Origin of the sequence: Streptomyces sp. NPDC088400 (assembly GCF_044753355.1) — a bacterium.
GTDB lineage: Bacteria > Actinomycetota > Actinomycetes > Streptomycetales > Streptomycetaceae > Streptomyces.
The window spans coordinates 138,222-150,751 of the sequence record NZ_JBIVMZ010000003.1 but is presented as its reverse complement, the minus strand read 5'-3'; the positions used below and the strand labels follow the sequence as shown (position 1 = coordinate 150,751).

The window sequence follows — 12,530 nt, the reverse complement described above, 5'->3', positions numbered from 1 at the left end:
CCCTAAGGCTGCTCCCGCTCGTCGTCGGACGAGATCGAGGCCCGCAGCCGTGCGTTGGCCATGCGCATGTGTTCGGCCATGGCCTGGTTCGCCGCGTCGGGATCGTGAGCGCGGATCGCGTCCAGCACCGCGTCGTGCTCGCACAGCGTGCCGCTCACTGTGCCTTCCAGATCGCTGACCCGTTCCATCCACACCTGCAACAGGGCGCGAATGCTGTGCAGGATGTCGCTGAGCACCGAGTTGCGCGCGATGTTCGCCGTTTCCAGGTGGAAGGCGATGTCTGCGTCCACGAACGCGGCGGCATCCGTGCCGGCGTCACGCATCCGCCGGAGGTGTTCCTCGAGCCGCGCCACGTCCTCATCGGAGGCGCGCTCCGCCGCCAGCCGCGCCGAGACGCCTTCCATGTGCGTGCGCACCTCGACCAGATCCTGAGTGCGCCGCTGGCCCAGCATGAGACCCCAGTTGATGGCGCGCGGCAGGAATTCCGAGGTCCCTTCCCGTACGTACGAGCCGGAGCCGGGACGGATCTCGATGATGCCGAGCACATCGAGCGCGGAGAGCGCGCCCCGCACGCTGGAACGCGCGACCCCCAGTGACTCGGCGAGCACGCGTTCCGCGGGCAGCCGCGTGCCGGGCTTGATGTCCCCGGCGGACAGGTGATCAAGGAGCCGTTTGGCCACCTCGCTGACCGAGGACTCGCGCACGACGGGGCGCAGAAGCTGGGCGAGATCCGGGGTGCCGGACGAATTCCGAGCGGGCTGACTGGTCACGGTCACCAGTACACCAGATGGGTGTTCGCGCTGCTCAGGTGCCTCGCGAAGCCCTTCGCCCAGGCCGACGCAGGGGTCCTTGCCAAGGGGTATGTCCACCATTCGAAGAGCGACCCACGCCGCATTGGTCAATTGGTGACCAATTTTCTTCCAGGGGGTTACGTTGAAGACACATCAGCCAGTCGAGCGGGTGCTGCGCTCTGTTTCAGTCACGATCGCTGCCGACTATGACCCCCAATCCGGACAGAGCTGTCCGGCGCAGCCGAGGAGTCGCCATGGGTGCCACCGCGTTGTCGTCCGCGCCATCCGCGCCATCCGCAGTGGAGAAATCAGCGATCAGGAAGGTCTCGCTCCGGCTTGTTCCGTTCGTGGCCCTGATGTTCTTCGTGAACTATCTGGACCGCACCGCGGTGTCTTTCGCGGAACCGAACGGAATGGGGCAGGACCTCGCGCTCACCGCCGCGCAGTTCGGGTTCGCGTCCGGGGTCTTCTTCATCGGATACATCGTCCTCGAGGTCCCCAGCAACATGGCGCTGCACCGCTTCGGCGCCCGCCGCTGGCTGTCCAGGATCATGGTGACCTGGGGCACCGTGTCGCTGCTGTTCACCTGGGTGCAGAGCACCGAGCAGCTGTACGCCCTGCGCTTCCTGCTCGGTGTCGCCGAGGCGGGCTTCTTCCCCGGGGCGATCCTCTTCCTCAGCCAGTGGGTGCCCACCCGGCACCGTACGAAGGTCCTCGCGCTCTTCTACCTCGCGCAGCCGCTGACCACGGTCGTCGGAGCCCCGCTCGCGGGCTGGCTGATCGGCCAGGACGGCCTGTTCGGCCTGGAGGGCTGGCGCGTGATGTTCCTGTTCGTGTCGATCCCCGCGATCCTCCTCGGCGTCGTCGCCTGGTTCTACCTGATCGACCGCCCCGCCGACGCGGCGTGGCTGACGGCGGACGAGAAGGAGTGGCTGACCGGGGAACTGGCCGCCGAGAACGCGGCCAAGACGGGCAACTCGAAGCGGAGCCATGGCCGCGAGGCGCTGAAGGAAGCGTTCCGCAGCGGCCGGGTCTGGGTGCTCGCGATGGTCTACTTCGGGTTCATCTACGGCCTCTACGCGCTGGCCTTCTTCCTGCCGACCATCATCGAGGGCTTCCAGGACAGCTTCGGCACGTCGTTCAGCGTGATGCAGGAGGCGCTGATCACCGCCATCCCGTACGTGCCGGCCGCGGTCGTCCTCTTCTTCTGGTCCCGGAACGCCACCCGGCACGGGACACGCACCTGGCATGTCGCGGGACCGGCCGTCGTCGGCGGCATCTCCATCCCGCTCGCCCTGTACATGAATTCGCCGGCCGCCACCATCGCCGTGATCACCGTGACGGCGTGCGCCGTCTTCGCGGCGCTGCCGGTGTTCTGGTCGATCCCCTCCCGCTTCCTCACCGGCGCCGTCGCGGCCGCGGGGATCGCCCTGATCAACACGGTCGGCAACATCGCGGGCTTCGCGGCCGGCTACGTGACCGGCTGGCTCAAGGACTTCAGCGGCAGCTACACCCTGTCCATGTTCGTCGTGGGCGGCTTCATGATCCTTTCCGCGGTTCTCATGATCGCCCTCTCCCGGCGCCGTCCCGCCGATCCCACCGAACAGCCGCTTCACGAGGTGCACTGACATGACCCGCTTGTCCAACGCTCCCGCCGCCTTCGCCGACGAGGCGCTCGAAGGCTTCGTCGCGGCCCACCGCCGCTGGATGCGGCCCGTGTCCGGCGGTGTCGTACGCGACGCGCCCACCGCCCCCGGCCAGGTCGCCGTCGTCACCGACGACATCTCCAACGCGGACGCGGCCGATCCGGAGAAGCGGCGGGGGATCGCCGGTGACCTCCCGGTGTTCAAGGCCGCCGCCGCGGCGGCCGAACACATCACCACCGTCTGCGCGGTCCTCGCCCACTGGCTGGACGCACGTCCCCAGTACGTCACGAGCCGCGTCATCTACGGTGGCAGCGCGGGCCCCGGCCTGCTCGGCACACTCGGCGACGGCGCGGACGGCCTGTTCCTCGGCCGCTTCGCCCACGACCCGGAGGCGGTCGAGCTGATCCTTGACGAAATGAGCGGCCGTGCCGCCGGAAAGGCGAGCGTGTAATGGCGTACGGACTCGGCACCTACTGCTACTTCTGGCGCAACTCCTCATACGCGCCAGTTCCCCTGACGGTCGAACAGATGCTGCGCGACACGCGGGAGTTGGGCGGCGACGTCTTCCAGATCTGTGACTACCCACTGATCGAGACATTCGACGACGCCCGCCTCGCCGGCATCCGCGCCACCGCCGACGATCTGGGCATCACACTGGAGCTCGGCACGCGCGGGATCCGGCGCGACCATCTCGCCACCTATCTCGAACTGGCGGGCAAACTCGGGGTCACACTCGTCCGCTCGATGATGAACAGCGCCGAGCACCGGCCCGACGCCGCCGAGGCCACCGCCCTCCTGCGGGAGAGCGTCCCCGCCTACGCGGAGCGGGGAGTCACTCTCGGCCTGGAGACCTACGAACAGGTCCCCACCGACGTTCTCCTCGGCGTCGTCCGCGCCGTCGACGATCCCCACCTGGGCATCGTGCTCGACCCGGGCAACTGCGTCGCCGCGCTGGAACGCCCCAGGGACGTCGTGGACGCCACGGCTCCGTATGTCGTCAACCTGCACATCAAGGACTTCGCGTTCAGCCGGCGGGACGGCTGGGTCGGCTTCACCCTCGCCGGCCGCCCACTGGGTGAGGGCCTGCTCGACTACGCCCACATGATCGAGACCGTACGGCCGGAGCAGCGGCGGATCAACCAGATCGTGGAGCACTGGCTCCCGTGGCAGGACGAGGGCTTCGAGGCGACTGTCCGGCTCGAGGACCAGTGGACCAGGCACAGCATCACCACACTTCAGAGGAGCAGGTAATGGCCGCCGAGAACAAGACCGTCACCGTCATCGGTGCCGCCGGCAAGATGGGCCGGCGCGTCTCCGACAACCTCGTCAAGAGCGACTTCAGGGTGCTGTTCTCCGAGAACTCGCCCAAGGGCCAGGAGCTCATCCGTGGGCTCGGCCGCGAGCTGACCGACTCCGAAGAGGCTGCCGAGCAGGCGGACGTGGTCATCCTGGCCGTGCCGGACGTCGTGCTGGGTGTCGTCTCCGAGCAGCTCGTCCCGGTGATGAAGCCCGGTGCCGTACTGCTCACGCTGGACCCTGCCGCGGCCTACGCCGGCCTGCTGACCCGCCGCGACGACGTGCACAACGCCGTCGCCCATCCGTGCCACCCCTCCGTCTTCCTGGAGCGCACCACGAAGGAGGAGTACGCCGACACCTTCGGCGGTATCGCCGCTCCGCAGGAGGTCGTCGCCTCCTTCGAGGGAGCTTCCTCCGAGGGCGGCGACCCGGCTGCCCGGGAGCTGGCCGAGGCCGTGATCCGCACGATGTACGCCCCGGTCGTGGACGTGCACTGGGTGACGGTCAAGCAGCTCGCCGTCCTGGAGCCGACGCTGGTCGAGACCATCGCCTGCATGGTCGGCGCGCTGCTCACGGAGGCGCTCCACGAGACCGTTCACACCGTCGGTGTGCCGGAGGCGGCCGCCCGCGCGATGCTCCTGGGCCACACCCAGGTCGCTCTCGCCAACACCCTCAAGGGCGACAACCCGTTCTCCGACGCCTGCCTGATCGCCATGGACTACGGCCGTGAGTCGATCGTCAAGGACGACTGGAAGAAGGTCTTCGAGGACGACGAGCTCGACAAGGTCATCACGCGCATGCTGCGGATCAAGGAGATCAAGCGCTGACCGCGCGCTGTGACCGCCGCCAGGGTGGTGCGGGGACCACCCCGACGGCAGTCATGGGGCCGCCGCTCTCACCGTCCCTCAGCCGCGGACTCGACCTCGAAATCGACGACGAACGTGGCCGGTGCGGCGGAGAGGCGGTACTGCGGCAGGACACCGGGGCCGCAGGACGCGCTGCCGATGCCCTGCTGGGCCGCGTCGAGGTTCAGGTGGATCGCGTCGCGGCGCACCAGATCCGTGGGGTGCGCCGCGGCGTCCAGGTCCTCGCTGGTCCAGCGGCGGGCGGTGAGCGAGAAGCGCTCGGGGCCGCTGACGCGCAGACCGGTGGTGCCGGTACGGTCCGTCAGGCATGCCCAGCGGATGTCGGCACGGCTGCCGTTCTCCTGCGGGAAGAGGTACGGGGTCTGGAGGCCGTCGACGTCCGAGGTGAACCGGCCCACGCGGGCGGCCGTACGGGTGTCCGGATACGCCTCGCCCGGTCCCGCGCCGAACCAGGTCACCGTGTCCAGGCCGGCCGGAACGGCGGCGCGCAGCCCGAGGCGTGGCAGTGGCAGGTCCCAGGCGCCGACGGGCCGGACGTCGAGGGTGAGCCGCAGCGCGCCGGGGCGGCCGGCGGGCGCCGTCCACCGGTAGACGGCCGACATGGCGGCATCGCTGCCGGCGGCGGCCACCCGGGTGGTGACCGTCAGGCCCTCGTCATCCGTGTCGACGGAGAGGACCTTGTGCTCCAGCCGGTCCAGCCCGGCCCTGCGCCACTCGTCGGCGACCGAACCGCCGGAACCGCGCAGGTCGTTGTCCGTGGGCGCCCGCCACAGATCGAGGAGGGGCCCTTCGACGGGCAGTGTCCCGATCTCGACCAGACGTCCGGTGTACGCGTCGAAGACGCCGTCCCTCAGGGAGATCCGGGCTCCGCCGAGCCGGGGCAGCGTCCCACGCGTGGTGGCGGGCTCGGCGGCGGACTCGGACTCCGTGGTGGCCAACCGCTCCTGTGCCCAGGCGACTTCGTGGCCGGCGGGCGCCCACGCCTCGTCCTTGGCGAGCACCGCGCTCACGGTGAGCCACCGCTCTCCGTCCGTGCCGTCCGCCGCGGCCTCGCGCAGTTCCTCGGACCAGGTCACCGTGGCCGAGCCGCCCGGCGGGACGGCCGGCAGGGCCAGTTCACCCTCCGCGCGCGGGATCCCCTCGTCCTCGACGCGCCAGTGCAGGCGGAGGTGTCCCGTATCGGCGAAGTCCAGGCCGTTGCGCACTTCCACGGCGTGTGACCGGGCGTCGACACCGATCGTCAGCGGCTCGATGACCTTCTTGTACTCGGCCAGCCCGGGGGAGGGGGTACGGTCCGGGAAGACCAGCCCGTCGGCCACGAAGTTGCCGTCGTGGACCACCTCGTCGAAGTCGCCGCCGTACGCGAAGAACTCCCGGCCGTCCGGGGTGCGGCGGCGGATGCCGTGGTCGATCCACTCCCAGACGAAGCCGCCCTGCAAGCGGGGGTGGCGCTCGAAGAGGCGCTGGTACTCGCTCAGGCCGCCGGGGCCGTTGCCCATGGCGTGGGCGTACTCGCACAGGATGAAGGGAATCCCGCGGCGGTGCGCGTCCAGTTCCGGGTCCTGCGTGGGGTCCTCCGTCCCCCGGCCGATGCGTTCGGTCTCCTCGTGGTCGGCGTACATGCGGCTGTACACATCCACATAGCCGCAGTCCCAGTCGCCCTCGTAGTGCACCGGCCGTCCCGGATCGCGGTCGTGGGCCCAGTCGGCCATCGCGCGCAGATTGTCGCCCGTCCCGGCCTCGTTGCCCAGCGACCACATGATGACGCTGGCGTGGTTCTTGTCGCGCTCGACCATGCGGCTCATCCGGTCGAGATACGCGTCGCGCCAACTCGGGTCGGCGCTCGGGTTGTTCCGCCAGCCGGTGAGGTGGAAGCCGTGGGTCTCCAGGTCGCACTCGTCGATCACCCACAGACCCAGTTCGTCGCACAGGTCGAGGAACCGGCCGTCGGGCGGATAGTGGCTGGTGCGCACCGCGTTGATGTTGTGCCGTTTCATCAGCTCGATGTCGCGGCGCATCGTCCCGGGGCTCAGGGTGCGGCCGGTGTCCGGGTCCCACTCGTGCCGGTTCACCCCGCGCAGCAGGATCGGGGTGCCGTTGACCCGGAGGAGGCCGTCCGTCACCGTCACGGTCCGGAAGCCGACGCGCAGGTGTACGCGTTCGCCGGCCGTGGTCAGTTCGGCCTCGTAGAGGCGGGGCGTCTCGGCGGTCCACGGATCGGCCGGGGCCCTCCCCTCCTCCCCGACGGCGAGGTCGAGTCCCAGCTCCGTCACGGTGATCCTGCCGTCGGCGTCGGCCTCCACCCGCAGGGTGCCCTCGCCGGTGCGGGGGTCGTAGCCGGCATGGACGAAGACGTCCGCCACCCCGTCCAGCGGCCGGTGGAGCAGCGCCACGGAACGGAAGATCCCGGACAGCCACCACATGTCCTGGTCTTCGAGATAGCTGCCGGCGGACCACTGGTGGACGCGCACGGCCAGTACGTTGCGGCCCGGACGCAGGGCCTGGGTGGCGTCGAACTCGGTGGGCAGGCGGCTGCCCTTGCCGTTGCCGAGCGGGACGCCGTTCAGATACGCGGCGAAGGCCGAGTCCACACCCTCGAAGCGCAGCACACCCCGCCCGGAGTCGGGCCACTCCTCCGGCAGTGTGAACTCCCGGCGGTACTCACCGGTGGGATTGGCATCGGGCACACGCGGCGGGTCGACGGGAAAGGGATAGGTCAGATTGGTGTAGGCAGGGGTGCCGAAGCGCGGGGAGCCGGCCACGTCGCGCATCTGCCAGCTCGACGGAACGTCCATCCATTCCCACCGCGTGTCGTCATGGTCCGGCGCCTCGAACCCCGGGGTCGACTCGTTCACCGACTGAGCGAGCCGGAAGCGCCAACGTCCGTCCAGCTCAAGGGACATGGCGTCGGAGCGGTATCGGGCCCGAGGAGCGAGCCGCCCCTGCCCCGGGGCAGGGCTTTCGACATGGTCGAGGGAGGCGTGGTCGAGACGTTCGCTGGGCATGGAGGGGTGTCCCTTCAAGGAAGAGCGAGGCCTGAACAGGTGACGTTTTCCACGCAGCGTAAGTGACCGATCCCGGCATCGTCGCCTCCAAGGCGCCCACCGTGCGCCTCGCCGACCGAGCAAGTCCCCTCCCTGCAGGGTCATTTGTGCGGACGTGGGGTGCTGCGGTCCTCGCGGTAGAGACCGGCTGCCAGGGCGATCGCGGTGTGGGTGGCCGGGTGCGTGGTGTGGCCGCGCCAGATGAGGTGGACAGGTATCGGCTCGGCGCCGCGGAGGGGACGGTAGGTGATGCCGTCGCGGCGGTACTGGGCGGCGGTGGCCTGGGGGGTCAGTCCGATGCAGCGGCCGGTGGCGATGGCGGCGAGCCAGTCGTCGATGTCGTGGGTGTACTCGACGGCGGGCCGGCCGTCCTCGGGCCACAGGTCCAGGGCGGTGGTGCCGGTTCGGCGGTCGATGGCCAGGGTGCGGCCGGGGATCTCGTCGAGGTGGATACCGCGCCGGCGGGCCCAGGGATCGTCGGACGCCATGGCGACACAGCGGGTCTCCTGGCCGATCTGCGCGTGGGACCACGGTTTGAGGTCGATCGGGGCACGGATGACGGCGAGGTCGCACAGCCCTTCGGCGAGGCCGCCGGTGGGGGTGTTGTGGCGGATGAGGCGCAGTTCGGTCTCGGGGTGCTGTTCGTGCCAGCTGCGCTGGAATTCGGTGGTGTGCCGGCCGAAGGCGGACCAGGCGTGACCGATGTGCAGGCGGGTATGGCCGGTGGCGGCTTCGCGGACGAGTTCGTCGGCGCCGGCGAGCAGGATGCGGGCGCGGGCCAGCGCTTGCACGCCTGTACTGGTGGGGGCGACGCTGCGGCTGGTGCGGTGCAGCAGCCGTACCCCGAGAAGGCTTTCGAGGCCGGCCAGGGTGCGGGAGACGGCGGCCTGGGAGATGCCGAGTTCGTGGGCGGCGTCGGTGAAGCTGCCGGTGTCGATGATGGCGACGAGGCACCGCAGGTGCTTCAGCTCCAGCGCGGCCGCCCTGTCCCGTATCTCATCCATGCGTCCAGCGTATAGGTGAGCGCATCGATGCATTTTGTGTATACGGGTGGCGCTCTCATCGTGGAGGGCATGAAGCTCGATTCCTCCCCCGCCGCGGTGCCCCGGGCCGCCGCGGTCGACGGGGCCGCTCCTTCCCGGGACTCGGGGCGCGGGGCCGGGGTGGCGCTGATGCTGGGCAGCGGCCTGTCCAACCAGACCGGGGCCTCCATCGCGGCGCTGGCGTTCCCGGTGCTCGGACCCGCCGGGGTCGTGGCGGTCCGCCAGTGGGTGGCCGCCGTCGTGCTCGGGGCCGTCGGCAGGCCACGGCTGCGGCACTTCACCGCGGCGCAGTGGCGTCCTGTGCTGGGCCTCGCGCTGGTGTTCGCGGGGATGAACCTGTCCCTGTACACGGCGATCGAACGGATCGGGCTCGGCCTGGCCGTCACGCTGGAGTTCCTCGGCCCGCTGACCGTTGCCCTGGCCGGCTCCCGGCGCCGTGTCGACCTGGTCGCCGCGGTGGCGGCCGCCGGCGCGGTGGTGGTTCTCGCCCGCCCCACGCCGTCCACCGACTACCTGGGCATCGGCCTGGCTCTGCTGGCCGCGACGTGCTGGGGCTGCTACATCCTGCTCAACCGGACCGTCGGGGCCCGGCTGCCCGGCCTGGAGGGTTCGGCCGCCGCGGCGGCCGTCTCCGGCGCCCTCTACCTGCCCGTCGGCGCGTGGGTGCTGTGGCACCACCCGCCCACGCCCACCGCGCTGGGCTGCGCGCTGGCCGCCGGGGTGCTCTCCTCGGCGGTGCCGTTCCTGGCCGACCTGCTGGCCCTGCGCCGCATACCGGCGCACTTCTTCGGCGTGTTCATGAGTGTCAACCCGGTCTTCGCCGCCCTGGCCGGTCTCGCCGTCCTCGGCCAGCGACTCGATCCCCTCGCCTGGCTCGCCATCGCCGTGATCGTCGGCGCGAACACCGCCGCGGTCTCCACCGCACACCGCCCCACCACCCGACGGAGCGCGACATGAAGGTCCTCATCGCCCCGGCCGGGGGGCGGCGGACTCTCACTTCCGCGACAGGTACCGGTTAGGTACCGTAAGACCATGCCATCACTCAACATCAGCTTCACCGAGGACGAGCTCGAGGCGGTCCGGGCCGCCGCTGCCGCCGAGGGCAAGTCGCTCAAGCAGTACGTTCACGACCTTCCCCTCCGTGAGCAGCAGCGGTTGCAGTTCGTCCGGTACGCCGTCGCCTGGGGGGAGCAGCACCGGGGGGAGTTCGACGAGGCGTTCGCCAACGAGGTCCCGCCCCACCCGCAGGACAGGCAGCGGGTGGAAGCCGCCTGATGCCCCTCGTGTACATCGATGTGGCCTGGCTCCTGGACGTACAGGAACAGGCCGTACCGGAAGACGTGTCCGTGGCCGACTACTCGGCTCTGGTCGCCGCCGTCGCCCGCCACAAGACCCGTATCCCGCGCCCGGCGACCAGCGAACCCGATGTGTCCTGGCGGGCGGCGTCACTGTTCCACACGCTCGTGCGCCTGGAACCGCTGCCCTACCGCAACAGCCTGTACGCCTGCCAGGTGGCCGCCGCGTACATGCACGCGTCCGGCGAGGGGATCGATCCGCCGTACGGCGCCCTCGTGGAACTGGTGCGTGCCATCCAGTCCGGAAAGGTCAGCGTCTACCAGGCGGCGGATCACCTCCGCGGCTGGCGTATCTGACGCTGCCCGCACGTCCGGCGCCGACGGGTGTCAGGACTCCCGTGGCCGGGACAGCACGGGCTGTGCCTGTTCCCGCTTCGGTGAAGATGAGGGTGAAGGCGCCGGTGGCGCCGCCGACGTCGGCTTCGGCACCGCCGGCGCAGGAAGCGGGGTCCGGTCGACCCGTTCCAGGAGTGTGGCCATCGCGTCGAGCACCAGCGCGCTGACCTCCGCCGAATCCGCCGTCGACAGCGGCTCCTTGGGGACCACCACCCGCATCAGCCCGATCCCCAGCAGCCAGGACAGCGCGAGATCCGCCCGCAAAGCCGCGTCCGGGGCGTCGGTCAGCGTGCTCAGGACCCGCGCGTACTCCTCGCCGAACTGACGGCGTACGGCCGAGACCGCACAGCCACTGCCTCCCGACCGGAGGAACGCCTCCAGCGACCGGTCCCGCTCGGACGCCGGCGCCAGGAGATCGCGGAGCGCTTCCGCCAGCAGCTGTTCCGCGGGCGTGCCGGCCAGCCTGTCACGGCCCACCCCCGCCATGACTTCTTCGAACAGCGACTCCTTCGAGCCGAAATAGCGGAAGACCAGGGCCTGATTCGCTTCGGCCCGCCGGGCGATGTCCCGGACCGTGGTGCCGTCGAAGCCACGCTCGGCGAACAGCGCGGACGCGGCGCCGAGCAGCGCCTGCCTGGTCTGGGCGGCATCGCGCCGCCGCTCCGGCCCCTGCTGGGCCATGTCGAACCTCCCGTACTCCGTGCGTCGGACGCCGTCATGCCCGCCGCTGGACCGAAGCCGCCGCGCGGGTGGCCCCGTTGACGGGGAGGTATACCCCTCCTACGGTTTGTAATCGCGTGCTTACAAGCACGATCCGTGCTGCGACGACCCGTGTTTCAGCGACCCGTGTTTCAGCGACCGGTGGTTCAACGAGCCGTGCTTGATCGAGCTGTGCATCAACGATCCGTGCATCAACGATCCGTGCATCAACCTCTCGCGATCGGGGCTTTTCGATGACCGACGTACATCACGCACCAGCCGACCCCGTCAGCTACCCGTTCAACACGTCGAGCGGGATCGAGCTGTCCGACGCGTACGCCCACGCCCGTGAAGTCCCCGGGCTGCTCAGGGTCCAACTGCCGTACGGGGAACCGGCCTGGCTGGCCACGCGCTATGCCGACGCCCGCCTCGTGCTGGGTGACCGCCGGTTCAGCCGGGCGGAGGAGGAGCGTCACGACGCGCCCCGTCAGTGGCCGCAGACGCGGCCCGGCGGGATCCTCAGCATGGACCCGCCGCACCACACCCGGCTGCGCACTCTGGTGGCCAAGGCGTTCACCGTCCACCGGGTCGAGAAGATGCGGCCCGACATCGCCCGGCTCGCCGACGGACTCGTGGACGGACTGATCGAGACCGGCCCGCCCGCCGACCTCGTCGAGGACTACGCGCTGCCGATCCCGGTCGCCGTGATCTGCCAACTGCTCGGTGTGCCGGTCGAGGACCGGCCCCTCTTCCGGGAGTGGAGCGACGCCGCGCTGTCCACCAGCGGGCTGACACCCGAGGAGTACGACACCAAGGGCGAGGAACTCCGCGCCTATATGGCGGGTCTGGTGGAGCGGCACCGCGCGGAGGCCGCCGACGACCTCATGTCCGCGCTCATCCAGGCCCGTGACGTCGACGACCGGCTCTCCGAGCCGGAACTGATCGATCTGTGCGTCGCCATCCTGGTCGCCGGCCACGAGACCACGGCGACCCAGATCCCCAACTTCCTGTTCGCCCTGTTCGAGCACCCGGAACAGTTACGGCGGCTGAGGGCGGAGCCCGCGCTGATCCCGGGCGCCGTCGAGGAGTTGATGCGGTTCGTCCCGATCGGCGCCGGCGCCGCCTTCCCCCGCTACGCTACCGAGGACATCGAGGTCGGCGGCACACTGGTGCGGGCCGGCGAACCCGTACTGGTCGCGGTCGGCTCCGCCAACCGGGACGCGATCCGCTTCAGCGCGCCGGGAGTTCTGGACATCGGACGTGAGGTGAGCCAGCACCTGGGCTTCGGGCACGGCGTCCATCACTGCCTCGGCGCACCGCTGGCCAGGGTGGAACTGCAGGAGGCGCTGCGTGCCCTGCTGACCCGGCTGCCCGGTCTGCGGCCGGCCGGTGACATCGTCTGGAAGGAACAGATGATCGTCCGTGGCCCGCGCACCATGCCGGTCGGGTGGTGA

The 12,530-nt window shown here is 70.3% G+C and carries 12 protein-coding genes; 8 read left to right on the top strand and 4 right to left on the bottom strand.

Annotated elements, in window-relative coordinates; all coding sequences use genetic code 11:
* Positions 1-2 precede the first annotated feature (2 nt).
* Positions 3-776 carry a FadR/GntR family transcriptional regulator gene (locus tag ACIQD6_RS08755; protein WP_401879931.1) on the bottom strand — a complete coding sequence of 258 codons (774 nt, stop codon included), beginning with the start codon at positions 774-776 and terminating at the stop codon, positions 3-5.
* Between the two features lie 269 nt (positions 777-1,045).
* Between ACIQD6_RS08755 and ACIQD6_RS08750 the strand changes: the two genes are divergently transcribed.
* The 4 genes from ACIQD6_RS08750 to ACIQD6_RS08735 are packed head-to-tail and all read left to right on the top strand — an operon-like array spanning position 1,046 to position 4,560.
* A complete protein-coding gene (locus tag ACIQD6_RS08750; RefSeq protein ID WP_401879929.1) occupies positions 1,046-2,419 on the top strand; it encodes an MFS transporter in 1,374 nt (457 codons plus the stop codon).
* A gap of 1 nt (position 2,420) precedes the next feature.
* Positions 2,421-2,888, top strand: a complete 468-nt coding sequence (locus ACIQD6_RS08745) for a dihydroxyacetone kinase subunit DhaK (protein WP_401879927.1) — start codon at positions 2,421-2,423, stop codon at positions 2,886-2,888.
* Complete coding sequence (locus tag ACIQD6_RS08740; RefSeq protein WP_401879924.1) at positions 2,888-3,688, top strand: sugar phosphate isomerase/epimerase family protein; 801 nt, start codon at positions 2,888-2,890, stop codon at positions 3,686-3,688. Before ACIQD6_RS08745 ends, ACIQD6_RS08740 begins: the two co-directional genes overlap by 1 nt.
* On the top strand, positions 3,688-4,560 hold the full coding sequence (locus tag ACIQD6_RS08735) for a phosphogluconate dehydrogenase C-terminal domain-containing protein (RefSeq protein ID WP_401879921.1): 873 nt from the start codon (positions 3,688-3,690) through the stop codon (positions 4,558-4,560). Before ACIQD6_RS08740 ends, ACIQD6_RS08735 begins: the two co-directional genes overlap by 1 nt.
* 68 nt (positions 4,561-4,628) lie before the next feature.
* Here ACIQD6_RS08735 and ACIQD6_RS08730 read toward each other — a convergent pair whose 3' ends face one another.
* The gene (locus ACIQD6_RS08730) at positions 4,629-7,604 is read right to left on the bottom strand and encodes a glycoside hydrolase family 2 TIM barrel-domain containing protein (RefSeq protein ID WP_401879918.1); all 2,976 of its coding nucleotides are present in this window, start codon (positions 7,602-7,604) and stop codon (positions 4,629-4,631) included.
* Positions 7,605-7,744: 140 nt separating this feature from the next.
* Positions 7,745-8,647 carry a LysR family transcriptional regulator gene (locus ACIQD6_RS08725; protein ID WP_401879915.1) on the bottom strand — a complete coding sequence of 301 codons (903 nt, stop codon included), beginning with the start codon at positions 8,645-8,647 and terminating at the stop codon, positions 7,745-7,747.
* A gap of 159 nt (positions 8,648-8,806) precedes the next feature.
* Between ACIQD6_RS08725 and ACIQD6_RS08720 the strand changes: the two genes are divergently transcribed.
* From ACIQD6_RS08720 to ACIQD6_RS08710, 3 genes are all read left to right on the top strand, one after another.
* Positions 8,807-9,643, top strand: coding sequence for an EamA family transporter (locus tag ACIQD6_RS08720; RefSeq protein WP_401880752.1), 837 nt, complete (start codon positions 8,807-8,809; stop codon positions 9,641-9,643).
* A 75-nt stretch (positions 9,644-9,718) separates the two neighbouring features.
* On the top strand, positions 9,719-9,961 hold the full coding sequence (locus tag ACIQD6_RS08715) for a hypothetical protein (protein WP_401879912.1): 243 nt from the start codon (positions 9,719-9,721) through the stop codon (positions 9,959-9,961).
* Positions 9,961-10,338: a toxin Doc gene (locus tag ACIQD6_RS08710; RefSeq protein WP_401879910.1), complete on the top strand. Its 378-nt coding sequence runs from the start codon at positions 9,961-9,963 to the stop codon at positions 10,336-10,338. Before ACIQD6_RS08715 ends, ACIQD6_RS08710 begins: the two co-directional genes overlap by 1 nt.
* 30 nt (positions 10,339-10,368) lie before the next feature.
* On the opposite strand, the gene ACIQD6_RS08705 is transcribed toward ACIQD6_RS08710, so the two are convergent.
* Positions 10,369-11,058, bottom strand: coding sequence for a TetR/AcrR family transcriptional regulator (locus ACIQD6_RS08705; protein ID WP_401879907.1), 690 nt, complete (start codon positions 11,056-11,058; stop codon positions 10,369-10,371).
* 272 nt (positions 11,059-11,330) lie between these two features.
* Here ACIQD6_RS08705 and ACIQD6_RS08700 point away from each other — a divergent pair, with 272 nt between their 5' ends.
* Positions 11,331-12,530: a cytochrome P450 gene (locus ACIQD6_RS08700; RefSeq protein ID WP_401879904.1), complete on the top strand. Its 1,200-nt coding sequence runs from the start codon at positions 11,331-11,333 to the stop codon at positions 12,528-12,530.